This is a genomic window from Mesorhizobium sp. 1B3 (assembly GCF_050958605.1).
Classification (GTDB): Bacteria; Pseudomonadota; Alphaproteobacteria; order Rhizobiales; family Rhizobiaceae.
Genome location: NZ_JBJHDO010000001.1, coordinates 997,557 through 1,019,401 on the forward strand (window position 1 = coordinate 997,557; position 21,845 = coordinate 1,019,401).

A 21,845-nucleotide genomic window follows, 5' to 3' on the forward strand; every position below is an offset into this window, starting at 1 on the left:
CAACCTTAGGGATAGCGGCTCCTCGCCGCAACGCAACAGCGCGACCTGCGGCATCTCAGCCGGCCCCGGCGATGCATTTTCACGTAACGCCATTGTGAGACAACCCATGCCTTATTATACCAATGCGCGCGGGCCGGTTCATATTGCATTTGGTCCTGACCTGGAGATCGACGCCATGGCTGACGAAAGCAGCATTTTCATCGGCGCCAGCCGAAAGCCGGACGACAGTTATCAGAAACCCGAGCAATTGCTGCTGAGATACGGCAACCGCCATGGGTTGGTGACCGGCGCGACGGGAACAGGCAAGACGATCACGCTGCAAATCCTGGCGGAAGGTTTCTCCAATGCCGGCGTTCCCGTCTTCGCTGCCGATGTGAAGGGCGATCTGTCCGGTATCGCCGCCATGGGCACGCCCCAGGATTTCCTGGCCAAACGGGCCGAGGCGGTGAAACTCGACCCCTATGAGTTCCAGGAGTTCCCGGTCATCTTCTGGGATCTGTTCGGCGTGCAGGGCCATCCTATCCGGGCCACAATCTCGGAGATGGGGCCCTTGCTTTTGTCGCGGCTGATGAACCTTACGGACGCGCAGGAAGGCATCATCAACATAGCCTTCCGCATCGCTGACGAAGAGGGTTTGCTGCTCCTGGATCTGAAGGACCTGCAAGCTCTGCTCGCCAACATAGCCGAACGCGCCGACGAAATCGGCGCCCGATACGGCAATGTGACGAAGCCGTCGGTCGGAGCGATTCAGCGTTCGCTCCTGATCCTCGAGCAGCAGGGCGCCTCGAACTTCTTCGGCGAGCCGGCGCTGAAGATATCGGACCTCATGCGCACCACGCGCGACGGACGCGGCGCAATCAATGTGCTGGCCGCCGACAAGCTGATGATGAATCCCCGGCTCTACGCGACCTTCCTCCTGTGGCTGCTGTCGGAGCTGTTCGAGGAACTGCCGGAGGTCGGCGACCCCGACAAGCCGCGGCTGGTCTTCTTCTTCGATGAAGCCCACCTTCTTTTCGACGGTGCGCCAAAGATTCTCGTCGATCGGGTGGAGCAGGTGGTCAGGCTCATTCGCTCGAAGGGAGTCGGCGTCTATTTCGTCACCCAGAATCCGCTCGACGTTCCGGAGACGGTGCTGGCACAGCTCGGAAATCGTATCCAGCATGCCCTGCGCGCCTATACGCCGCGCGAACAGAAAGCGGTGCGTACGGCGGCTGAGACCTTCCGGCCCAATCCCGACTTCGACTGCGCGGCCGCCATTACCCAGCTCGGTACCGGCGAAGCGTTGGTCTCGACGCTCGAGGCCAAGGGCATCCCGTCGATGGTCCAGCGCACGTTGATCCGACCGCCGGCATCGCGGATCGGACCGATCACGCCGGAGGAGCGAAAGGAGATCATGACCCAAAGCCCCGTTGCCGGACAATACGACCAGGTTATCGACCGCGAATCGGCGTTTGAGATGTTGCAGAAACGGACCGGGGAGCGCGCCCAGGCTGAAGAGCAAGCGCAGCAGGGCGATCCCGGTCAGGGCGACGGTTCGCGCTGGACCTTGCCGGATTTCGGTAATGGCCAAGGCCGACCCGCGCCGTCGGGACGGCCGCGCACCACCACGTACCGCCAGCCGCGGTCATCCAATCGCCAGACCGTCGCAGAAGCAGCGATCAAGTCCGTGGTGCGCTCGGTCGGCTCGCAAGTCGGACGAGCGCTGGTGCGCGGGATATTGGGAAGCTTGAAGAAGAAAGGCTTCTGATCGAGCCAGCACTGGAGCGAGAGCAGACAGGCATCAACTTAAGTGGGCAACTCCGCGAGCGCGGAGCTGCCCATTTCTTTTACACCACGCCAATTCCGCTTGTGACGACGATCGGCGTCTTACCGGGGACGCGCTCGTAAAGGTCCATCACGTCCTGGTTGAGCATGCGCACGCAACCCGAAGAGACCGATTTGCCGATGGTCCACCACTCGGGCGAGCCGTGCACGCGGTAGAGCGTATCCTCGTTATTCTGGAAAATGTAGAGCGCACGCGCACCGAGCGGGTTGGTAAGGCCGGGCGCCATGCCGCCGTTCCTGACGCTGTATTTCTCGAGTTCCGGCTGGCGGCGGATCATGTCGTCCGGCGGCGTCCATTTCGGCCACTTCTTTTTCCATTGAATGACGGCGCGGCCCGACCATTCGAAACCGGCGCGGCCAAGCCCAACGCCGTAGCGGATAGCCTCCCCGCCCTCCCGCACAAGATAAAGGAAATGGCTCGACGTATCGACGACGACGGTACCTGGACGCTCCCCGGTCGGATCCCGGACGATCTGGCGCAGGTACTTCTTGTTCATTTTCTCGATCGGGATGGCCGGGAGCTGATATCCCTCGTCCTCCACGGCGGCGTACATCATCGCATAGCTGCCGAAGGCCGGATCGACGCTCACCGGCGGTACGATTTCCTTGGTTTCGGCAAGATTCGGTCCCGACCGTATGGTCGTGCAAGCCGAGAGAGCGATGGATGCGAAACCGACGGCGGAAGCTGTTAGCAGGCTGCGGCGGGTGATGGGAGGAGAGGAATTTGAGGACATGAGGACCTATTGTTCTTGCACTTCACAAAAATGAGTAAACGCGGCCTCACGGACCGCGCGTTCCTCCCGATCACTTCGGGCGATAGGAGGGGCAAATCCGGCCTGAGGGTGAAGAAAGCAAGGCGAATATGTGAAAGACCTGTGGTTGTGGCATTTCTGCCACGACTAGTCATGCCGTCGTCAGAAGGCCCTCCAAGGACGGCAGAATGGCTTTGGGCTGAAGGTCGAAATATTCGTCCGGCTGGTCGGTGCGATTGATCCAGACGGTGTGGAAGCCGAACTTCGTCGCGCCTGCCACGTCCCAGCGATTCGCGGACTGGAACGAGACTGCACTCGGGTAGAGTCGCCAAGCCGTCGTCACCATGTCGTAAACCGCAGGGTCCGACTTGAAACGGCGCAGGGCGTCGACCGAGAATACGTCATCCAGGATCTGGTCGAGGGCAGCCGATCGCACCGCGGCATCGAGCATCGCCGGTGATCCATTGGAGAGAATGGCGAGCCGCGCGCCATCGGCCTTGAGTGCCTTGAGGACGGATGGAACCTCCGGATAGCAGTCCAGCCGCCAATAGGCTTCGAGAAGCTCGGCGCGGTATCCGGGATCTGCGGACGGCACCTTGCGGAAGGCGAAGTCGAGAGCCTGCTCGGTCAATTGCCAGAAATCCGCGTAAGCGCCCATGAGGGATCGGGTCCAGGAATATTCGAGCTGCTTGGCGCGCCAGATCTCTGAAAGCAATTGTCCGTCCGGGCCAATTCTCCCGGCCATCTTGCGCACGGCCGCATGGACGTCGAAAAGCGTTCCGTAGGCATCGAAAACATAAGCGGAATGACGCATCGCTTCCTCTTTCATCAGCGTCCTCCCTATAGCCGGTGACGTCAAGCGCGGAGGAGCGCCATTGGCCCCATTGTTTCTGCTCCAAACCGGTTGACGGCCGCTTCGCAAAAGTATTCTTCCATAGGATGCGAATCCAGCGAGGAGCATGCCGATGACTCTGGCGACCCCAGCCCAGTCCAAGACATGGACTTATGTGGACGGCGACTGGCATGAAGGCAATGTCGCTATTCTTGGTCCGCGTTCGCACGCCATGTGGCTCGGCAGCAGCGTGTTCGACGGCGCCAGGTGGTTCGAAGGGGTGGCGCCGGATCTCGAGCTTCACGCCCGGCGAACCAACAATTCGGCCATAGCGCTCGGACTCAAGCCCACTGAAACGGCCGAAACGATTACCGGCTTGACCTGGGACGGCCTCAAGAAATTCGACGGCCAGTCGGCTGTCTATATCCGGCCCATGTATTGGGCTGAGCACGGCGGCTACATGGGCGTGCCCGCCGACCCGTCCTCCACCCGGTTCTGCCTGTGCCTCTACGAAGCGCCGATGTTGCCGCCGACCGGATTTTCCGTGGCGGTATCGCCGTTCAGGCGGCCCTCGCTGGAGACCATGCCGACAGATGCCAAGGCCGGCTGCCTCTACCCGAACAACGGCCGGGCCATCCTGGAGGCAAAGATGCGCGGCTTCGACAATGCCCTGGTGCTCGACATGCTCGGCAATGTCGCCGAGACGGGATCGTCCAATGTCTTCATGGTCAAGGACGGCCAGGTCTTCACTCCGGCCGCGAACGGAACATTCCTTTCCGGCATCACCCGAGCCCGCACGATTTCCTTGCTGGCCGATGCAGGTATTCCGACGATAGAAAAGGTGCTCTCCGTCCGGGAGTTCATGGAGGCCGACGAAATCTTTTCGACGGGGAACCATTCGAAGGTGGTCCCCGTAATACGCATCGGGGAGCACACCCTGCAGCCCGGCCCCGTGGCCAAGAAGGCGCGGGAGCTTTATTGGGAGTGGGCCCACTCGACGCCTGGAAAGTGATCCGGAAACCTGCGGAACATGTCCGGGCGGCCGTTGTGCAACGGCGAAAGCCGCCTATTTTCCAGGGCTGAACCCGCCCTGACATTTGCCAGAGAAGGAGTATGACCATGGCTTTCGAACTGCCCGAATTGCCCTACGATTATGAAGCCCTGCAACCCTTCATGTCGAGGGAAACGTTGGAGTACCATCACGACAAGCACCACAAGGCCTATGTCGACAACGGCAACAAACTCGCGGCCGAGGCCGGGCTCGACAAGCTGTCGCTCGAGGAGATCGTCAAACAGTCCTTCGGCAAGAATCCCGGCCTCTTCAACAATGCCGGCCAGCACTACAACCATGTCCACTTCTGGAAATGGATGAAGAAGGGCGGCGGCGGCACCAAGCTTCCTGGTGCCCTGCAGAAAGCGATCGACAGCGATCTCGGCGGATACGACAAGTTCAAGGCCGACTTCATTGCCGCCGGCACGACGCAGTTCGGGTCGGGCTGGGCCTGGCTTTCGGTGAAGGACGGCAAGCTCGCCATCTCGAAGACCCCTAACGGCGAAAACCCGCTGGTGCACGGCGCAACGCCGATCCTTGGGGTCGACGTGTGGGAGCACTCCTATTACATCGACTATCGCAACGCCCGTCCCAAATATCTCGAAGCGTTCGTCGACAATCTCATCAACTGGGACTACGTCCTGGAATTGTACGAGAAGGCCTAGACAGGTTTCGGAACCTTTGCCGCGGTTTTTTGAAACCGCGGCACGTGAAGAGCTAAGCAGGTGCAGGGTGGGCGAAGCCACGCAGGCCTGCTTGGAGATCATCGAATAGGCGTTGAAAACCCCCAACTGCAACCGGGGGTTTTCTTTTGATGGAGAGCACGTTCACGGAAGCGTGAAGCGCCCCGACGGAAGTTTTCGTCCAATCTCGGCGTTCGCGAGTCGAGGGCAGCTTTTCGCAACCGGAGGACTTCATGAGAAAGCTTATAATTGCCATCTCAGCAATCGCATTGGCGGGCACGGCCGCGATGGCCGATCCTATCGCCGACCGCCAGGCGTTGATGAAGGCAAACGGCAAGGCGGCAGGCGTGCTCGCGCCGATCGTGAAGGGCGAGAAGCCTTTCGATGCCGAGGCCGTCATGGCGGCACTGAAGACGCTCGAGGAGAATGCCGATAAGCTTGACGTCGCGAAGCTGTTCCCGGCTGGCAGCGACAAGGGAGGCGATACGACCGCTTCGCCCAAGATCTGGGAGGCTACCGCGGACTTCCAGGCCAAGGTCGAAAAGTTCAAGGCCGACACTGCGGCCGCACTCGCCGCCGCTCCCAAGGACGTATCGGAACTGAAGACCCAGTTCGGGATGATCGGGGCCAGTTGCGGCGGCTGCCACGAGAGCTTCCGCATCAAGAAGGGCTGATCCCGGATTGACGAGACTGCTTGGAAAGCTTGGCCTCGCCGCTGTTCTTTTCGGCGGCGTGGCGGCAGCCGGTTTCTGGTTCCTGACGACTCCGACCCGCCTTAGCGCGGCGGAGGTGACGGCGCTCGGGAGCGGAGACGCGGGACGAGGCGAACGTATCTTCTGGGCAGGCGGGTGTACATCCTGTCACGCCCGTCCGAAAGCCGAGGGAGATGCCAGGCTCGAACTGGCCGGAGGGCTCGCGCTCAACACGGCGTTCGGCACCTTCGTCGCTCCCAATATTTCGCAAGATGCCAATGACGGCATCGGCAACTGGTCATTGGAGGATTTCGCCAATGCCATGCTGCGCGGCGTCTCGCCTGATGGCAGGCACTATTACCCCGCCTTCCCCTATGCTTCCTATACGCGCATGCACCCGGCCGACATCGCCGATCTCTATGCCTATATGAAAACGCTACCGGCCGTTGCGGGGCGGGCACCGAGCCATTCGCTCGCTTTTCCCTACGGCATCCGGCGGGGCATCGGGCTCTGGAAACAGCTTTATCTCGATGGCGCACCTGTGGTTGCGCTTGACGGCAGCGCGCCCGAACCCGTTCTTCGCGGACGCTATCTTGTCGAAGGGCCGGGACATTGCGGCGAATGCCACACGCCCCGTGATTTCGCGGGCGGTTCCGACAAGGGGCAGTGGCTGGCCGGCGCGGTCGCGGCCGAAGGAACCGGCGTGATACCCAACATCACGTCGGGACAAGGTGGGATCAGCTCATGGTCGGCCGGGGATATAGAGAGTTTCCTCGAAACCGGCTTCACCCCAGACTTCGATACGGTCGGCGGCTCAATGGTGGCCGTACAGCAAAACATGGCGAAGCTCACTCCGGAGGATCGTGCGGCGATCGCCGCCTATCTCAAGGCTGTGCCTTCCCATCCCAACGGCTATCCCGCGAGACGGCCCTCCGACGAATAGTTCACCGATCGCCGAGGAACTCGAACCCTTCTTCGAAAAAGACATTGTAGTCGCAAGTGAGTTCCTCTCCCGCCGCGATATCGCGAATTGCATGGGCGACATCCCCGTCGGAGAAATCGCAGTTCGGGTCGTCGGCATGGTTCATGTAGCGGGCGTCGTCGGCCTCGAACACGATGTAGGCGGGGTCGCCGCGGCGCGGATAGGCATAGCGGTCGAGATAGGATTTCATCGATCCTGTTTGAGTCTCATAAACGTCGACCGGAATGAGACGATCGAAGCGCTTGTCGAGCTTCCAGATGAGCGTTCCCCTGGCGATCGGGACTTTCGAGAAGACCCCGATGCCTTCGATAGGGGACTTGTCCAGATAGACGTCTACGAGAAGCATTCCGATCCTCAGATTTCCGCAACCACCGTTTTCAGCGGGCGAGGAGCCTGTGGGCCGCCGGGGAGAGCTCCTGCGGGCGGCGCCTTCAGGAACAGAACAAGACTGGCCACGATGAGAAATGCAAGCACCTCGTAGAGCAGCGCGGCCTCCAGGCTGTCCACGTAGGCCGCGTGTCTATCCGTCTCCCCGGCAAGCCGGTGGGCGAGTGCGGAGAAGAAGATCTGGCCGACTATCGCTATTCCGATCGCGCTGCCGATCTGCTGGAAAGATTGAAGCGCTCCGGCTCCGGAGCCAGCGTCGCGGGAAGGCACGCCCGAGAGCACTGTCTGGAACATGGGCGAGATTCCGACACCGAGGCCAAAGCCGCAGATAAGCAGGGGAAGGACGAGATCCCAGTGGTCCACGGCATCGCCTGTGCGGCCGATCACGGAACGCAGGAAAATCATGCCAGCCATCAGGCAAATCGCTCCGATCGCGATCCGCTGGCGTGACCACCGAAGGCCGAGACGGCCGGACACGGCGGAGGCGAAGAGCACGCCGATCGGAAAAGGCGTGGTCGTCAATCCGGACTGGAGCGGCGTGAAGTCGAAACCGTTCTGCAGGAAGAGCGCCAGCACCATGAAGAAGCCCGACACCCCGCTGAAAAAGACGACGGTCATCACAGAGCCGAGAAGAAAATTCTTGTTGGCGAGCAGGGCGATCGGCAGCAGTTCGCTCGCGCGCTTGCGAGCTCGCGCGCGTTCATAGAAGAAGAAGATCGCGAAGCCGATGGTCGCGAAGCCGATCATCAGGAAAGCCCAACCGGGCCAGCCATAGGCATGCCCCTCGATGAGCGGAAAAACGAGAAGAAAGATTGAAATGCCGGCAATAAGCATGCCGCCCCAATCGTTCCGCAGCTCGGGGTTGGCTTCCGTCGCCGGTACGACGAGGCCCGCCGCGACGATCGCGGCGAAGCCGATGGGCAGGTTGACCAGGAAGATCGGTCGCCAGTCCAGACCGAGAAGATCGGCGTTGATTAGAAGACCGCCGGCGAGCGGGCCCGCGACGGAAGCGAGTCCGGCGGAAAGACCGAAGAGGGAGAAGGCGACCGCCCTCTCCTTGGGCGGGAACATGACCTGGGCGAGCGCCAGCACCTGCGGGATCATCATCGCCCCGCCTATGCCCTGGAGCAGACGTGCCGCGATCAGCGAGCCTATTGTCGGCGCCAAGCCGCAAGCCAGCGAGAACAGGGTGAACATCGTAACGCCCAGCAAGAACATGCGCTTGCGTCCGACGCGATCGCCCAGCCTGCCGAAGGGGAGCAGGCCGAGCGCGAAGGCCAGCACGTAGATTGCTGCGACCCATTCTATCTGGGCGCTCGTGGCACCCATGTCGCGCTGCATACTCGGAAGCGCGACATTGACGATCGAAAGATCGACGAGGTTCATGAAAGCGGCCAGCAGCAGAATGCCGAGAGCCGCCCACCTGCGTGGGTAAGCCTCTGCAGCGGAAGCGGGGACTTTCATGCGCACGTCCTGCTGAGGGTCAGCTTTTCATTCGCCCGACCACTTTCAGGGCGAATGCATAAGTGAAGGCGATCTCCTCCAGCCGCGAGAAGCGTCCCGAAGCGCCCGCATGACCGGCGTCCATATTGATCTTGAAGAGCACGGGATTCGATCCGGTCTTGCGCTCGCGCAGGCGGGCGACCCATTTGGCCGGTTCCCAGTAGGTGACGCGCGGATCCGTAAGGCCTGCGACAGCCAGGATAGGCGGATAGTCCTTTGCGCCGACATTGTCGTATGGCGAGTAGGCGGCGATAGTCCTGTAATCCTCCTCCGAAGCGATCGGGTTCCCCCATTCCGGCCATTCAGGCGGCGTGAGCGGGAGCGTCTCGTCGAGCATGGTGGTCAGAACATCCACGAAGGGGACCTCGGCGACAATGCCTCCGAAAGCCTCCGGCGCCATATTCGCCACCGCTCCCATCAGCATGCCGCCGGCCGAGCCGCCCTGGGCGATAATGCGGTCATGAGCGGTATAGCCTCGTGCTACGAGATGGCGAGCGGCCGCGATGAAATCGTGGAAGGTGTTGGCCTTCTTGGCCCGTTTGCCGTCCTCGTACCAGGAGTAGCCCTTGTCCTTGCCGCCACGGATATGGGCGATGGCGTATACGAAACCGCGATCGACCAGCGACAGACAATTGGTATTGAAGGCGGCGGGCACGGTGATCCCGTAGGAGCCATAGCCGTAAAGCAGGCAGGGCGCGGTGCCGTCGAGCGCCGTCTCTCGGCGATGGATGAGTGAGATCGGCACCATCTCGCCATCGTGGGAAGGGGCCATAAGCCGGCGGGTGACGTAGTCCTGCGGATCGTGGCCGGATGGGACTTCCTGCGTCTTGAGAAGAACGCGCTGGCGGCTCTGCATATTGTAGTCGAAGAGCTGCGACGGCGTCGTCATCGAGGAATATGAGAACCGCATCACTTCGGTGTCATACTCATAGGATCCTCCCAGACCGAGCGAGAAGGCCTCCTCATCGAAGGCTATCGTATGCTCCTCGCCCGTCGCCAGGGCGCGCACGACGATCCGTGGCAGCCCTTCCTTGCGCTCCAGGCGGACCAGGTAATCCTTGAAGCTGAGGATCGACAGGATCAATCGGCCAGGCTCGTGCGGGACCAGTTCGGTCCAGTTGTGCCGGCCGGGATCGTTCGCCGGCGCGGTCATGATCTTGAAGTCCTTGGCGCCATCGGCATTGGTCAGGATGAAGAATATGTCGCCTCCGTCCTCGATGTCGTATTGCAGCCCGGTCTCACGTGGCGCGACGATACGCGGGACGGCCAGAGGGTCGTTGGCGGGGATCACGCGATATTCGGACGTTTCGTGATCGTTGATGGCGATGAAGATCCATTCATCGTTGCGGCTGCCGCCGACACTCATGAAGAAGCCGGGATCGGTCTCCTCATAGACGAGTTGGTCCGCAGCGCCGTCTGTGCCGATCCTATGGAAATAGACTTTGGACGGGCGATGATTGGCATCGAGGCGCGTGTAAAAGAAGCCATCGCAATCCGCGCTCCATGCACCGGATCCGGCAGTGTCGCCGACGATGTCTGCAAGATCGGCGCGCGTTTCGAGGTTCCGAACGCGGATCGTATAGAACTCCGACCCCTTATCGTCATAGGTCCACAGCAGGCGACGGTGGTCAGGGGAATGATCGACGTCTCCCAACCGGAAATAGATCTTGCCCTCGGCTTCCTTGTCGCCGTCCAGGATGATGTCGTGGTCCCCGCCGCCCCGCGGTGTGCGAAAGTAACGTGGCTGCTCGCCGCCTTTCTTGAAGGATGATCCGTAAGCGAACGGGCCGTCCTTCATCGGCACGGAGGAATCATCCTCCTTGATTCGCCCCTTCATTTCAGCGAAAAGTATCTTGCGGAGTTCTTCCGTATCCGCCATCAGATCCGCCTGATAGACGTTTTCTTCTTCAAGATGCTTGCGAATCGTGGGGTCGAGCAGGCTCGGATCCTTGAAGACTTCCTGCCAGTTCTCGGCGCGCAGCCAGGCATAGTCATCGATTCGCGTGATGCCGTGCTGCGTGTCGGATACCGGCCGCTTCCCGCTTTCGGGGGGCGTGGCTTTCTGGAATGCACTTGTCTTGGTCATTGCCTACCGTCTGAGAGAGTTTCAATCGCGAATGAACACGTCGATCGCTATCGATTCAAGGCCTGCCGGCAACACTTGTGCCATCGCATGATCGGGTGGCCGGCGAAGGGGAGGTCAGCCGGCCGGGTTGCCTGAAGGCGTGGCAGGAATGGGCGGGCCCTTTTGGAACTCGAGTGCAAAGCCGTTCGCGCAATAACGTCGACCGGTTGGAAAAGGTCCGTCATTGAACACATGCCCGACATGTGCATCGCAATCCGCGCACCGCACTTCCACGCGTGGAATGAAGAACGAACGATCGGGGTGCTCGGTTAGCGCCTCTTCGTCGACCGGACCCGTGAAATTCGGCCAGCCGACGCCCGAATCGAATTTAGCCTCCGAAGAAAAGAGGATCCGGCCGCAGCAGACGCATCTATAGAGGCCAGGTTGCCTCCGATCCCAGTCGAGGCTGGAGAAGGCGCGCTCCGTTCCTCTCTCTCTGGTCACGCGATATTGTTCGGATGTCAGTTGCGCGCGCCACTCGGCCTCGGTCTTAACGATCTTCAGCTTGCCCATGAATCGTTCCACTCCCGATGCTCTTCGATTTCGCTAGCAAACATGCGTCCATGTGACCCGGTGCAAAGATAGGGGCAGCTGCGCTAACCAGGAAGGGGAAAAGCGCCGCTCATCGTTATTGTGGCTTGCTCTTGCGTTCCTGCCCGACTCCGCAGAATTGAAAGGATTTGCCATCCTGTCGACAGCATTCAGCCTGAATTTCGCCGCGTAGTACAGCCAAGAGGAATGGCGTCGTATCTTCTCTTCCTGAAGATCGGCCAGTAGAAAACAAATGCTTAATACAATCGTGATGTCGTGTGGATTTCGTCAAAATAAACCATCCGCTAGACTTGATTTACTGTGCGCATCAATTAAATAAGTCAATGCGCGAATCGGACGGCTGAAGGCCTCACGAGTGACCGCGTGTCGCCCCGAAAAACAGAAAAAACGGGGAGAGACCAGAAGCTAACATTGGGGCCTGGAGCACGATGGAAATTGTAGACGCACCTGCAAAAAACAGCGAAATGCTGATCGAGTTGACTGCCGATGTAGTCGCGGCTTATGTCAGCAACAATCCCGTTCCCGTCGGGGAATTGCCCAATCTCATCGCCGATGTTCATGCGGCGCTTGGTCGGGTCGGGGGCAGCGGCGACCAGCCGGTCGTCGACAAGCAGAAGCCTGCCGTGAATCCGAAGAAATCCGTTCATGACGACTACATCATCTGTCTTGAGGACGGTAAGAAATTCAAGTCGCTGAAGCGGCACCTGATGACCCACTACGGTCTGACGCCGGACCAGTACCGTGAGAAATGGGGCCTTGACGCCAGCTATCCGATGGTCGCCCCGAACTACGCGCAGGCACGCTCGCAGCTCGCCAAGAAGATGGGGCTGGGGCGCAAGCGCAAGGGCCGCTGAGACCTCATTGACCGATAAGAAAACGGCGCCGCGGGGCGCCGTTTTTCTTGGGCAAGCGGGCGCCCACCAGCGAGGACGGACAGGTTTACTGCGCGGCCGCAATATCAAGCGAGCGTTCGGCTTCCTTCTTGATGCGCCGAACCATTGATCGCAGGCCGTTAGCCCGTTGTGGTGTCAAGTGTTCGTCGAGGCCGAGATTGCGCATCGTCTCTTCCGCCTCGATCCTGATGATGTCGCTCGCGCGGCGCTCCGAGAAAAGCGCGATCATGATGGCGACGAGGCCGCGGACGATGTGAGCGTCGGAATCACCCTGGAAGCTCAAGATGGGGTCGGTACCTGCGCTGCGCTTGGTATCGAGCCAGACCTGGCTGACGCATCCCTGCACCTTGTGCGCGTCGTCGCGCGCCTCTTCGGGGAAGGGCGGCAGCCCCTGACCGAGTTCAATGATGTAACGATAGCGGTCCTCCCAGTCGTCGAGGAGGGCGAAATCGTCTTTGATGGTTTCGATTGCAGTGCTCATGTTCATCGCTCATATAGTGACTGACCGTGCTCAGGTCACGGAAAATGGCGCGGCGACGCAAGATCGAAAGCGTCCGAGCGTCATTCGGACCCATGGTTCGTATACTGCGGGCGTGTCTTGTGCGGCGAGCAATGTCGCCTAGCCGCAAACAAAGCGCCAACCCTCTCGAGCGGCCCGGTTCCAATCTTTCGCAGCGGCTCCTGCCGGAACGCCGGATTTATTTTTAAGCACGCAGCTTTGGCTAATTCACGGGACGTCGGGACGGGATCGGAACGGCCGACCCCGCTTGCTGTTCAGGCGCGACGCTTTCCTCGGCCGCCGCATTCGGACTTGCCGGATCAGCGATGCTGCCGGTGGAGACGGAGTGGTCGGGCTCGGCGAATTGCTCATCGATGAATTGATAGGCTACGCGGGCGCGAGCGCCGATCGTTTGGAGCGCGGCCTTTCCGACCTCGCAAACCTCCGGCTTGCGTTCGCAAATGCCAGCAACGTCACCGACGGCGTCGCGCGCCGCGAAGAACGCCTGCAAGGGACCAACGCTCTGTCCGTCCTCGCCATCTCCGAAGGTGCCGAACGGGAGAATCAGCAGCACCAACAAGAACCAGAAACCCAGGCGGATGAGGAAGCCCATCATATCGTTCCCTTATCTCCTTGCGCGCCGCCTCGGATAGCGCGGCTCGTCCCTTCTCCGTCATCCATGGCATCTTTACGCGAAAGAGCGCTTGTCCAAGCCACTCGCTTTTGACGAAAATTTGAATCAAATCGAAGGCATTGCGGCTCGATGCAGACTTCCAGTTCATTTTATCATTTTTCTTTATCTTCTGTAAGCCGAGCAGAGGCCTGTAATCCCTTGTCTTTTCAGGCGAAGGGCAGACTTCCGAACTCTCGTGCGACATCACTTCCGGCTCTCCAGGACCGATAACCCGCTGTTTACTATGGCGTGAATTCGGGCTCATTTTTCGTCGGCCGAACACGGCGAACGACAGGGATCTCATCCCCAGGTCGTCGCCCTTATCCTTTCCTTAAAGGGTGAGTGCGAGGGTCGGGCACAAGGAAGAGCGATCCGCAAAAGCGGGCAGGGTGCGAGTGCGTGGCGTTGAGTGCTTTGGCAACCAGATTGTCGGAATGGCTGGCCGGGCTGGCCGCCGGTTGCGACCGGCTGGTCCATCCGTCGGTCGCCGATGATGACCGGCGCGCAGCGCAAGGTCGGCTTGTCCGCGTTCTGCTTGCCGGCCCTTTCGTGCTGGCGGCCGCCGCCGTTCAAGTGCTTGTTCCCGCCCTTGGGGTGGTTGCGACGCTTGCTGCAGTCTGCGTCCTGCTGGCCATTGCCTGGCTCTCCATCGTGATGGTCGCGGCCACCGGGCGGGGAGGGCTTGCGGCCGGTGCGCTGCTGGGTGGCTGTACGCCTTTCGTCGGGTTGATCATCGCTGGCGCGGGCGGGATGGCCTCGCCGCTCACGCTTCTTGCTCCTTGTCTGGTCGCGGAAGCTTATTGGGTCGGAAGATCGACGCGCGCGGCCTGGGCCGGAGCGGCTGCTGCCTTTGCGGCGCTCATCATCCAAACCGTGGCCTTGCTCTGGATGATCGACGTGCAGCCTGTCTCGAGCGGTTGGCATTGGCTTGTGCCGGTTGCCTATCTGGCGTCATTCGCGCCTCGCATGCGTGAGTTCCTCGGGGCGCGGACGCCCCAGGGGCAGGAGAACGCGGGCACAGCGCTGGAGCAAGTCATCGACGCCGTGGTGCTGCGCATGGCTGCCAATGGCGACGTGATCGATGCCTCCGGGAAGGCACGGGATCTGCTCAGCCTGCAGCCGGAACTGCTGCTGGCGAGCGGACTGCTCGACCGCGTCCATGTCGCGGATCGCATCGCCTATCTCAGCGCAATTGCCGATCTGCGTGAGGGCGCGGATTTGCGCCGCTGCGACGTGCGTCTGAGGCTGCCGCGCGAGGCGGGCCAGCCGCTGGGCGACAACTATCGCTCCTTCATGGTCGAGCTGGCGAGGCCCTCGGAAGGTCGTGAGATCGTAGGTCTGCTGCGGCACAATGGCGAGATGGCGGCGTTGCGTGCCGCATTGGCCGAAGCTCGCGATGCCGCCGACACCAGCGATGTCGCCAAGAACCGGTTTCTGGCGGCTGTCAGCCATGAGCTGCGCACGCCGCTCAACGCCATCATCGGCTTTTCGGATATGCTTGCCCACGGCATGTGTGGACCTCTTGGTTCCCCCAGGCAGGAGGAGTACGTTCGGCTGATCCGCGAGTCCGGCAATCATCTGCTTACCGTGGTGAACGCGATTCTCGATGTGTCGAAGATCGAATCGGGGACTTACGAGATCCATCCCGAACCGTTCCGTTTCGGCGAGGCGGCGGAGATGTGCCGCTCCATGATGGCCCTGCAGGCCGAGACCAAGAACATCCTCCTGACCGTGCGCATGGGGGCGGGCGTTGGAGAGATCGTCGCCGACCGGCGCTCGGTCAAGCAGATGCTGATCAATCTCCTTTCCAATGCCATCAAGTTCACGCCGGAAGGCGGAAAGGTGTCACTCAGCGCGACGCGGCTCGGCTCACGGCTTCATTTCTCCGTCACCGACACCGGAATAGGAATCGCCGCGACAGATCTGGCGCGTCTTGGCGAGCCGTTCACGCAGATCCAGAACGACTATACGCGCCAGTTCGAAGGCACGGGCCTGGGCCTCTCCGTCGTTCGTGGGCTGGTCGGCCTGCACCGTGGCACGATGACGATCGAGAGCGCGCCGGGTGAGGGCACCACGGTGGCCATCAGCCTGCCGGTCGATGGCCCCGAGGCCGTTCTGCCCTCGCGGGGCGAGGTGCTTTCGATGAAGTCGCCGTCCAACAACGAGGAGATCGATGGGACGCTCCGCAAGATCGCGTAAGGTGGTGGAGGAAGAGCCGGCCAGCCCGCTTCGGCAAGGCGCGTCGATGCTCGGCGCCGCCATCGCTCGCAATCCGGTTCTTGTGGGCGGGACGACGGCGTTCCTGGTCGCGCTTTCCTACGTTTCGGCCAATGCCCTATGGTATCAGCCGCATTTCCACGCCGGCGCATTCTTCTCGACGCGTGACACCGGCTATGTCGGGCCGCCTCCTCCCGAGGAGCTCGACGACGAGCCGGCCGAGACGACTATTCGTATCGAGCGCGATGCGCACACCGCGACACCGCCGCCGGTGGGTGATCCGGTGGTGAAGCAGGTGCAGTCCGTTTTGCACGACCTCAATTTCTATGACGGTGCCGTCGATGGCCTGACGGGCCCCAACACGCGCAAGGCGATCGAAAGCTACCGCAAGACGGTGGGGTTGCCCGTCAATGGTGACATCGACCAGCAGCTGGTCGAACATCTCGGAGCCGCGACGGCGACTGCCGGCATTCCGCGCCAGCCCATACCGACGCCGCGTTCGGCGGCGCAGTCCATCGTGCCGGAACCCCGTCCAACGTCGGATGCGGGCGATCCGCGCATCCTCAAGATCCAGGCCGGGCTGAAGGCGTTCGGCAATGACGGGATCGAGATCGATGGTGTTGTCGGTACGCGAACGAAATCGGCGATACGCGAGTTCCAGTCGCTGTTCGGTCTCCCAGTTACCGGAGAACCCGACGAAGCGCTGTACAAGAAGATGCGCGAAATTGGCTTGACGAGCTGACGGCCTGTAGCGTCATTCCCGTTCGGGAATGCAATGGAAGGACGGTCCGCCGTATTGGGTGCATGCGCGTAACCAGCGACATTTGGGTATCGGCGCTCCTTCGGCGCGTTTTCGCTGAAGGAGGTTTCGGAGCGATCGTGCGACGCGGGGCAACCGAGGCGGGCGCGGTATTCCTGGTCGCCCGCAACCGGTTCGGCGAGACGGCGCTGTTCGGACCGGCGCCGCAGACCGCTTATGACAGCAGCCGTCCGGACGAGCGTCAATTTTCCGAGCTTGCAGGCGGAGCGGACAGTGAAGCAATCGACGCGCGGCTCGCCAAGGAGATGCGATTCGACCCCGACATATGGGTGGTCGAGATCGAGCCGGGATCGACGCCGCTTGCCGACTTGCTTGCGCTTACGAAGCCTTGAGAGCCTGCGAACCAGCCTGTGGCGGCCGGTCCGGCCTGGTCGGGGCTGATGTCGCCTCCTTCCAGGATCGCAGCCTTTCGCGCGCCATTTCTGAACGGCAAAGCCGGTATTGATCGAGAAAGCGCTTGATGTCGCCTATCTCGGCAAAGGTCCCTGGCCGGATCGCTGCCGTCAGCAGGAAGGCCTGCTCGGCTTCGAGGTCGAGAGCACGGAAGGCCGGGATCAATTCGTCGAAACCCGCCGTTTCGACGATTGAGCGCGCCTTGCCGAAGCCAATGCCGAGCACGTCTGCGAGCGCCGTCTGGAAATAGGCGGCACGGCCGGTCAACGCCGTGGAGCGCAGCTTGTCGAACATGGCTGCGCGGTCGAGGGGGACGGGCCGGCCATGGCCTGCCGTTTCCTGCGGCGACAACATCATGCCTCGCAGCCTCTGTCGGATGCCCTCGATGTCGGTTTTTCCAGCTTCTCCAGCCGGATCGCGTGGCGGATCGTCCGAGCCCGTTCGAACGACGGCGGGGCGCTCGAGCGCCTTCACGAGATCCGCGATGGTCGGGTTGAGGTCCGGCCGGCGAGCGATTGCTCGAGCGTGAGGCAGCCCATGACGGGCGATGAGTCTGATAAGATCGATATCACAGAGTAACTTCGATCGTATGAGCAGCGGGGCGGCGATGGCCACGGGCTCGTCGCTCAAGCGCCGAACGAGCTCCGGCGGGGCATGATCGATTTCCGAAAGTATGGCAGCCACGTATCGGCGCGCTTCTACCGAGACGGCGTCGAAAAGCGGCAGCGTCAAATCTTCGAGCTGGGCTATTTCGCGGCGGGATGGACGGGTGAGCGCGCAGAATGCCGACACGGCGGCACGGAACAGGCGATCGGCCCTCCCGGATTCCGCTCCATTGGCAATCTGTCTGAAGTCAGAAGAAGACACGAAGGGACACGCCTGACACATACCGATCCGATCGGCCAGCCTGCAGGAAATCCCTTGGCAGGTCGCCGAACAGGCTCAAATTAGAGGGAACCCGTTAACAGCCTGTTTACTCTCGTGACCGGCCGCGTGGATGGGCATTCGGGTCGCTTTCACGATGATCTCACGCGCTTATCCGGGTCGAGGGGCAATATCCGGACCCGAACGACATTGGACCGGTCCTTATCGGAGTTGTCGTTCACGATGCGAGCAGCGGATCAATGGTCTGCCGGTAACTGCTCGTTAACACTGTCCGGTGTTAATGGCGACGGAGGCGTTGCGTTGTTGCTCCGGTTCAACCGAGAGGAAGCGCGAGTCATGGCAGCGATATTGCCCTTTGTGCCGCGCGTAGCGGCCAAGTCTATCAGGCCGCGACGTGAAGCGGCTGCGATCATCATATTTCCAGGTGTGCGTTACGAGCGGATCTCCAACGGCGGATCGGCCAGCGGAAGAGACGCCTTGCGTCCCGAGCGTCCCAGGCCCGGCCCGGCTCGTCATTGAAACGATCGGCTACTCCACCTTCGCGCATTCAAGGTGCATCCCTTGTGTGTGCCGCATTCATTCCGCGGTGCAGGTGACGCCCTTAATGTAGGCGGAGACCGCAGGCTTCCAGCTCGGGTCGGGCGCGAAGCCGCGCACCACGACCATGCCTTCCTCGATCGGTGTCTCGACGAAGACAGATTGCGCGAATTGCTGGGGCAAGTCCTTGCGCAGCTCCATCATCTGCACCGGGGAGAGCACGAGAAGATCGAGATCGCCGACGGCTGTACTGTGGTCGTTGAAGCTGTAGATGTTCTGGCCGCTGCGATCGTAGACGGAGATCGACCAATAGGGGATCCGGCCGCTTGCGTGCACGCGGGCGAGGCCCTCGGTGAGATCGAAGCGGCAGGCCGCGGCTTCGAAGTAGGGGTCGGTCAATCGCAGGAGGCGCTGGTCGCTGCCTGGGCCCGAGATCGGGACGACCGTGAAGAGGCCGCCGGCATCGGCGAGGCGCGACCACGCGTCTTTCTCTGAGATCGCAGGCAAAAGCAGAAGCACCGTAATGTGCACGATGGCGGCGCCGAGGAGCCCTAGAACCAAGGCATGCAGGATCCTACCCATCGCAGACGGTCCTCGTCACCTGCGGGAGCTCGATGCCATCGATGCCCGTGTTGGTTTCGATGGGCGTGTCGTAAAGCGTGAGCAGGAACGTCATCGGTCCCGTGCCCTTGATCGGAATCCAATTGCCGGCGACAGGGTGGGGGCCAAAGGCGATGATGAAGGAATTATCGGCCCGGCGCAGGATCTCCTGGGAATGCGTGGCGGGAAAGCGGGCGCCGCCGTCGTCCAGAACGACGAGCGACTTGTCTGCCGCGAATAATGTCCAGAACCGTGCCGGCGGCGTCGACCCCTTCACGCTATAGCTGCAATCGCGCCGTAGCGGGCGTCCGTCGGAATCACGTTCCGCGATGAAAGTCAGGCCCTCCGCCCGGCCCAGCGAAAGCACCCCTTCGCGGGCGATTCGCGCCTTCGAATAGGGGTCCGCCCCAGGCGTCCCGATCTTGGGAAAGGCCGTCCAGCCGCCAATGGTAAGCGCTCCGATTCCCTCCTGCGTGCCGAGGATATACCATACGCTCGCCGCGCCCCCGCCAACGGAGGCTGCAAAGACGAACAGGGTGAGGAATATGCGCTGGAGCATGGCACACTGTTGGGAGAATTGCCCGCAGGGCATAGCAAAGCATCTGCTCGTCCCGCAAGCGCGGGGCTGTTTCGGGTCCGATTTCGGAAGCCGATCGGAAACGGGTCGAGATTTTCTTGACCTGTTGGAATAGTGAAGCAGTAGGATCAGCCAACGATCGACTTGCAGCGAAGGCCATATGGGAAATCAAACCAGTCTGATCGACCGGCTTCGGATCGAGAACGGCGAGATGAATCGGGCCGATCGGGCGATCGCCGACGTCATTTTGCGTGACATCGAGGCGGCCACTCGCTTGCCGATCAAGGAACTCGCTGCAAAGGCTGAGGTCAGCGAGCCGACCATCGTCCGTTTCACCCGCCGCATCGGGTGCGACGGCTTCACCGATTTCAAGATACGCCTGGCCCAGGATTACGCGATAGGGCGAATGTATATCGCCGCGGAGCGCAGCTCCCCGGCCGAAACAGGACCCGATGTCGCGGAGCATGTCTACGAGGCGACCGCCCAGGCGCTCGCCAACGCTTTTGCCCAACGTGACCCCGCCGCGATGGAAACGGCGGCGGAACTCATTGACGGGGGGCGACGCATCTTCTGCTTTGGCGTCGGCGGAAGTTCGGCCAACGTTGCACGCGAAGCCGAGAATCGTCTCTTCCGCCTGGACCTTGCCGTTTCGGCGACGGCCGACCCCTACAAGCAACGCATCATCGCCTCCACGGTGGAGACGGATGACGTGCTGTTCATCTTTTCCGTGACCGGCAAGCCTCGCTCGCTCGTCGACAGCGCGAAGCTGGCTCTGGCGCAGGGCGCGAAGGTGATTACGGTCACGCATCCGGGCAGCCCCCTTGCATCGGAGGCGACCGTCAACGTGCCGCTCGTCGCCTTCGATGAGGAGAAATTCTTCTACATGCCCAATCGGGGGCGCTACGGGCAGCTTTTCGTGCTCGATTGCATTTCCACCCTGATCGGGGCGCGACGCCGCAAAACGGTCGGGAAGAAGCTCTGGCGTGCACGCTCGACACTCGTCGCCCTGCATGGCAGCACCGACAGCCAGCCAGTGGGCGACTGAACCCCGACATTTGGGACGTTTCTCGGCGGGAGCGGAGCGCTTGTTGCCGCTCCTTGGCTCGTTCGGTGCGCCGGCTCGATGGTGGTCGACCTCGGTCGGAATTTTACTCCGCCGATAATTGACATTAAGGTAATAAAACTACATCCTTCCTATTAGCCTTGCTCCGGGGGGATCATGCCGATAGCCGACAAGACCATCGTTTCCTTTCGCTTCGACGAAGTGATCGTGCCGGCGCATAAGGGTGTCATCAATTCGGACAGCCTGGCCAAGCCCCTCCATATGCTTCCGGTCGGCGGAAAGGCGGCGTGGAGCACCCAGTTCGACGAGCTCCCGAAACTCGTCCTGCGCATGACGCTGGCCGACGGAACGGTGGGACTGGGCGAGTTCTACCGTGACCATGAATGGCCGCGCATCGAGGCGATCTGCGCCAATCTGCTCGGCCGATCAATCATGGAGCTGCCGCTGCAGGAGCTGCCGTTACCGCTCTGCCGTGAATATGACGGTTTCGAATGCGCGATCTGGGATGCTGCCGCAAAGTCCCTCGGCATTCCCCTGCATCGGCTTCTCGGCGGCGCTATTCGCGATCGCGTCCCCGTCAGCGCCTGGTCCAGCCACCGCACCATGGACGAAGTCGGCCTCTGGGTGAAACGCTACCACGACCAGGGCTACAAGGTGATCAAGTTCAAATGCGATCTCGAGGACGACGTAGCGGGGTGGTGCGAGGAGATCAAGCGGCACGCTCCGGGAATGAAGGTGATCTTCGACCCGAACCAGCGCTGGGAAAATTCCGGCAACGCCCGACGCATCATTCGCGAGTTGGAAGCCGTCGGCAACGTGCTCCTTCTCGAGGATCCGCTGCCGCGTTGGATGCTGCTGGACTTCGCCGAGCTTCGCCGCTTCTCTTCCATCCCCATCGTCCTGCACGTCTCCCTGCCGTACGTCTACCAGGGGCAGCGGCCGCATGATGCCATCAACGCTATCGCCCACAACGCCATCGATGGGTTCAATTTCAACGGGGGCTTCGCCAAGTTCCAGGCACTCGATCACATCGCCTCCACCGCTGGGGTCTATTGCTGGCATGGGTCGGAAGTCGACCTCGGCATTCTGGAGGCGATGTATGTGCATCAATCGGCGGCAGCGAAGAGCTGCGTATGGCCCGGCGACATCTTCGGCCGCATGATCCGCTCGCACGATCTTCTGGCAAATCCGCTCACATTCGAACCGCCCTATGTGCGCATCCCTGGTGACGGTCCAGGGCTGGGCGTCAGGCTAGATGAGGCTGCCGTCACCCGGTTCCGCACTTCCGAGCGCACGATCGGCTGA

Annotated in this window: 22 protein-coding genes; 11 read left to right on the forward strand and 11 right to left on the reverse strand. The window is 61.5% G+C overall.

Annotated features, from left to right (window positions below; translation table 11 throughout):
* The first annotated feature begins 175 nt into the window (after positions 1-175).
* Complete coding sequence (locus ACCO56_RS04700; protein ID WP_433638101.1) at positions 176-1,747, forward strand: helicase HerA-like C-terminal domain-containing protein; 1,572 nt, start codon at positions 176-178, stop codon at positions 1,745-1,747.
* Between the two features lie 79 nt (positions 1,748-1,826).
* On the opposite strand, the gene ACCO56_RS04705 is transcribed toward ACCO56_RS04700, so the two are convergent.
* Both ACCO56_RS04705 and ACCO56_RS04710 read right to left on the reverse strand, forming a co-directional pair.
* The gene (locus tag ACCO56_RS04705) at positions 1,827-2,558 is read right to left on the reverse strand and encodes a L,D-transpeptidase (RefSeq protein WP_433638104.1); all 732 of its coding nucleotides are present in this window, start codon (positions 2,556-2,558) and stop codon (positions 1,827-1,829) included.
* A 169-nt stretch (positions 2,559-2,727) separates the two neighbouring features.
* The gene (locus tag ACCO56_RS04710) at positions 2,728-3,390 is read right to left on the reverse strand and encodes a haloacid dehalogenase type II (RefSeq protein ID WP_433638346.1); all 663 of its coding nucleotides are present in this window, start codon (positions 3,388-3,390) and stop codon (positions 2,728-2,730) included.
* A gap of 151 nt (positions 3,391-3,541) precedes the next feature.
* On the opposite strand from ACCO56_RS04710, the gene ACCO56_RS04715 reads away from it, so the two are divergent.
* The 4 genes from ACCO56_RS04715 to ACCO56_RS04730 all read left to right on the forward strand — a co-directional run bounded on the left by ACCO56_RS04715 (position 3,542) and on the right by ACCO56_RS04730 (position 6,777).
* Complete coding sequence (locus tag ACCO56_RS04715) at positions 3,542-4,420, forward strand: branched-chain amino acid aminotransferase (protein WP_433638106.1); 879 nt, start codon at positions 3,542-3,544, stop codon at positions 4,418-4,420.
* A gap of 107 nt (positions 4,421-4,527) precedes the next feature.
* The gene (locus ACCO56_RS04720) at positions 4,528-5,124 is read left to right on the forward strand and encodes a superoxide dismutase (RefSeq protein ID WP_433638109.1); all 597 of its coding nucleotides are present in this window, start codon (positions 4,528-4,530) and stop codon (positions 5,122-5,124) included.
* 251 nt (positions 5,125-5,375) lie between these two features.
* The gene (locus ACCO56_RS04725) at positions 5,376-5,816 is read left to right on the forward strand and encodes a c-type cytochrome (protein WP_433638112.1); all 441 of its coding nucleotides are present in this window, start codon (positions 5,376-5,378) and stop codon (positions 5,814-5,816) included.
* Between the two features lie 7 nt (positions 5,817-5,823).
* Positions 5,824-6,777 (forward strand): c-type cytochrome, encoded by a 954-nt coding sequence (locus ACCO56_RS04730; protein WP_433638115.1) that lies wholly within the window; start codon positions 5,824-5,826, stop codon positions 6,775-6,777.
* 1 nt (position 6,778) lies between these two features.
* On the opposite strand, the gene ACCO56_RS04735 is transcribed toward ACCO56_RS04730, so the two are convergent.
* The 4 genes from ACCO56_RS04735 to msrB form a co-directional block, all read right to left on the reverse strand.
* On the reverse strand, positions 6,779-7,162 hold the full coding sequence (locus ACCO56_RS04735; protein WP_433638118.1) for an SET domain-containing protein: 384 nt from the start codon (positions 7,160-7,162) through the stop codon (positions 6,779-6,781).
* A gap of 8 nt (positions 7,163-7,170) precedes the next feature.
* Positions 7,171-8,667: an MFS transporter gene (locus tag ACCO56_RS04740; RefSeq protein WP_433638121.1), complete on the reverse strand. Its 1,497-nt coding sequence runs from the start codon at positions 8,665-8,667 to the stop codon at positions 7,171-7,173.
* Between the two features lie 19 nt (positions 8,668-8,686).
* Positions 8,687-10,792: a S9 family peptidase gene (locus ACCO56_RS04745; protein ID WP_433638123.1), complete on the reverse strand. Its 2,106-nt coding sequence runs from the start codon at positions 10,790-10,792 to the stop codon at positions 8,687-8,689.
* A 114-nt stretch (positions 10,793-10,906) separates the two neighbouring features.
* Positions 10,907-11,344, reverse strand: coding sequence for a peptide-methionine (R)-S-oxide reductase MsrB (msrB, locus tag ACCO56_RS04750; protein WP_433638126.1), 438 nt, complete (start codon positions 11,342-11,344; stop codon positions 10,907-10,909).
* 467 nt (positions 11,345-11,811) lie between these two features.
* Between msrB and ACCO56_RS04755 the strand changes: the two genes are divergently transcribed.
* Positions 11,812-12,237 (forward strand): MucR family transcriptional regulator, encoded by a 426-nt coding sequence (locus tag ACCO56_RS04755; RefSeq protein WP_433638128.1) that lies wholly within the window; start codon positions 11,812-11,814, stop codon positions 12,235-12,237.
* Between the two features lie 85 nt (positions 12,238-12,322).
* On the opposite strand, the gene ACCO56_RS04760 is transcribed toward ACCO56_RS04755, so the two are convergent.
* Entirely contained in the window at positions 12,323-12,757 is a 435-nt protein-coding gene (locus ACCO56_RS04760) for a SufE family protein (RefSeq protein ID WP_433638131.1), read from the reverse strand.
* 241 nt (positions 12,758-12,998) lie between these two features.
* Positions 12,999-13,391 (reverse strand): DUF5330 domain-containing protein, encoded by a 393-nt coding sequence (locus ACCO56_RS04765; protein WP_433638133.1) that lies wholly within the window; start codon positions 13,389-13,391, stop codon positions 12,999-13,001.
* A 483-nt stretch (positions 13,392-13,874) separates the two neighbouring features.
* On the opposite strand from ACCO56_RS04765, the gene ACCO56_RS04770 reads away from it, so the two are divergent.
* The 3 genes from ACCO56_RS04770 to ACCO56_RS04780 all read left to right on the forward strand — a co-directional run bounded on the left by ACCO56_RS04770 (position 13,875) and on the right by ACCO56_RS04780 (position 16,817).
* The gene (locus ACCO56_RS04770) at positions 13,875-15,647 is read left to right on the forward strand and encodes a sensor histidine kinase (protein ID WP_433638135.1); all 1,773 of its coding nucleotides are present in this window, start codon (positions 13,875-13,877) and stop codon (positions 15,645-15,647) included.
* Positions 15,622-16,407 carry a peptidoglycan-binding domain-containing protein gene (locus ACCO56_RS04775; RefSeq protein WP_433638136.1) on the forward strand — a complete coding sequence of 262 codons (786 nt, stop codon included), beginning with the start codon at positions 15,622-15,624 and terminating at the stop codon, positions 16,405-16,407. The genes ACCO56_RS04770 and ACCO56_RS04775 overlap by 26 nt, the downstream gene beginning before the upstream one ends.
* A 62-nt stretch (positions 16,408-16,469) precedes the next feature.
* Positions 16,470-16,817 (forward strand): DUF1491 family protein, encoded by a 348-nt coding sequence (locus tag ACCO56_RS04780; protein ID WP_433638139.1) that lies wholly within the window; start codon positions 16,470-16,472, stop codon positions 16,815-16,817.
* Here ACCO56_RS04780 and ACCO56_RS04785 read toward each other — a convergent pair.
* The 3 genes from ACCO56_RS04785 to ACCO56_RS04795 form a co-directional block, all read right to left on the reverse strand.
* Entirely contained in the window at positions 16,804-17,745 is a 942-nt protein-coding gene (locus tag ACCO56_RS04785; protein WP_433638141.1) for a hypothetical protein, read from the reverse strand. The two genes, ACCO56_RS04780 and ACCO56_RS04785, sit on opposite strands and share 14 nt — an antisense overlap.
* Positions 17,746-18,339: 594 nt before the next feature.
* Entirely contained in the window at positions 18,340-18,882 is a 543-nt protein-coding gene (locus tag ACCO56_RS04790; protein ID WP_433638144.1) for a DUF1254 domain-containing protein, read from the reverse strand.
* Complete coding sequence (locus ACCO56_RS04795) at positions 18,875-19,459, reverse strand: DUF1214 domain-containing protein (RefSeq protein WP_433638146.1); 585 nt, start codon at positions 19,457-19,459, stop codon at positions 18,875-18,877. Before ACCO56_RS04795 ends, ACCO56_RS04790 begins: the two co-directional genes overlap by 8 nt.
* 178 nt (positions 19,460-19,637) lie before the next feature.
* Between ACCO56_RS04795 and ACCO56_RS04800 the strand changes: the two genes are divergently transcribed.
* Both ACCO56_RS04800 and ACCO56_RS04805 read left to right on the forward strand, forming a co-directional pair.
* Entirely contained in the window at positions 19,638-20,522 is an 885-nt protein-coding gene (locus tag ACCO56_RS04800) for a MurR/RpiR family transcriptional regulator (RefSeq protein ID WP_433638148.1), read from the forward strand.
* A gap of 174 nt (positions 20,523-20,696) precedes the next feature.
* Positions 20,697-21,845, forward strand: coding sequence for a mandelate racemase/muconate lactonizing enzyme family protein (locus ACCO56_RS04805; RefSeq protein WP_433638150.1), 1,149 nt, complete (start codon positions 20,697-20,699; stop codon positions 21,843-21,845).

What these genes read in the sequence shown, in the direction of transcription:
- ACCO56_RS04740 (WP_433638121.1), bottom strand. Translation starts at nt 8,667, where the DNA reads ATGAAAGTCCCCGCTTCCGCTGCAGAGGCTTACCCACGCAGGTGGGCG.
- ACCO56_RS04760 (WP_433638131.1), bottom strand. Translation starts at nt 12,757, where the DNA reads ATGAGCACTGCAATCGAAACCATCAAAGACGATTTCGCCCTCCTCGAC.
- ACCO56_RS04705 (WP_433638104.1), bottom strand. Translation starts at nt 2,558, where the DNA reads ATGTCCTCAAATTCCTCTCCTCCCATCACCCGCCGCAGCCTGCTAACA.
- ACCO56_RS04700 (WP_433638101.1), top strand. Translation starts at nt 176, where the DNA reads ATGGCTGACGAAAGCAGCATTTTCATCGGCGCCAGCCGAAAGCCGGAC.
- msrB (WP_433638126.1), bottom strand. Translation starts at nt 11,344, where the DNA reads ATGGGCAAGCTGAAGATCGTTAAGACCGAGGCCGAGTGGCGCGCGCAA.
- ACCO56_RS04725 (WP_433638112.1), top strand. Translation starts at nt 5,376, where the DNA reads ATGAGAAAGCTTATAATTGCCATCTCAGCAATCGCATTGGCGGGCACG.
- ACCO56_RS04755 (WP_433638128.1), top strand. Translation starts at nt 11,812, where the DNA reads ATGGAAATTGTAGACGCACCTGCAAAAAACAGCGAAATGCTGATCGAG.
- ACCO56_RS04800 (WP_433638148.1), top strand. Translation starts at nt 19,638, where the DNA reads ATGGGAAATCAAACCAGTCTGATCGACCGGCTTCGGATCGAGAACGGC.
- ACCO56_RS04715 (WP_433638106.1), top strand. Translation starts at nt 3,542, where the DNA reads ATGACTCTGGCGACCCCAGCCCAGTCCAAGACATGGACTTATGTGGAC.
- ACCO56_RS04805 (WP_433638150.1), top strand. Translation starts at nt 20,697, where the DNA reads ATGCCGATAGCCGACAAGACCATCGTTTCCTTTCGCTTCGACGAAGTG.
- ACCO56_RS04710 (WP_433638346.1), bottom strand. Translation starts at nt 3,390, where the DNA reads ATGCGTCATTCCGCTTATGTTTTCGATGCCTACGGAACGCTTTTCGAC.
- ACCO56_RS04795 (WP_433638146.1), bottom strand. Translation starts at nt 19,459, where the DNA reads ATGCTCCAGCGCATATTCCTCACCCTGTTCGTCTTTGCAGCCTCCGTT.
- ACCO56_RS04775 (WP_433638136.1), top strand. Translation starts at nt 15,622, where the DNA reads ATGGGACGCTCCGCAAGATCGCGTAAGGTGGTGGAGGAAGAGCCGGCC.
- ACCO56_RS04780 (WP_433638139.1), top strand. Translation starts at nt 16,470, where the DNA reads ATGCGCGTAACCAGCGACATTTGGGTATCGGCGCTCCTTCGGCGCGTT.
- ACCO56_RS04765 (WP_433638133.1), bottom strand. Translation starts at nt 13,391, where the DNA reads ATGATGGGCTTCCTCATCCGCCTGGGTTTCTGGTTCTTGTTGGTGCTG.
- ACCO56_RS04745 (WP_433638123.1), bottom strand. Translation starts at nt 10,792, where the DNA reads ATGACCAAGACAAGTGCATTCCAGAAAGCCACGCCCCCCGAAAGCGGG.
- ACCO56_RS04720 (WP_433638109.1), top strand. Translation starts at nt 4,528, where the DNA reads ATGGCTTTCGAACTGCCCGAATTGCCCTACGATTATGAAGCCCTGCAA.
- ACCO56_RS04790 (WP_433638144.1), bottom strand. Translation starts at nt 18,882, where the DNA reads ATGGGTAGGATCCTGCATGCCTTGGTTCTAGGGCTCCTCGGCGCCGCC.
- ACCO56_RS04735 (WP_433638118.1), bottom strand. Translation starts at nt 7,162, where the DNA reads ATGCTTCTCGTAGACGTCTATCTGGACAAGTCCCCTATCGAAGGCATC.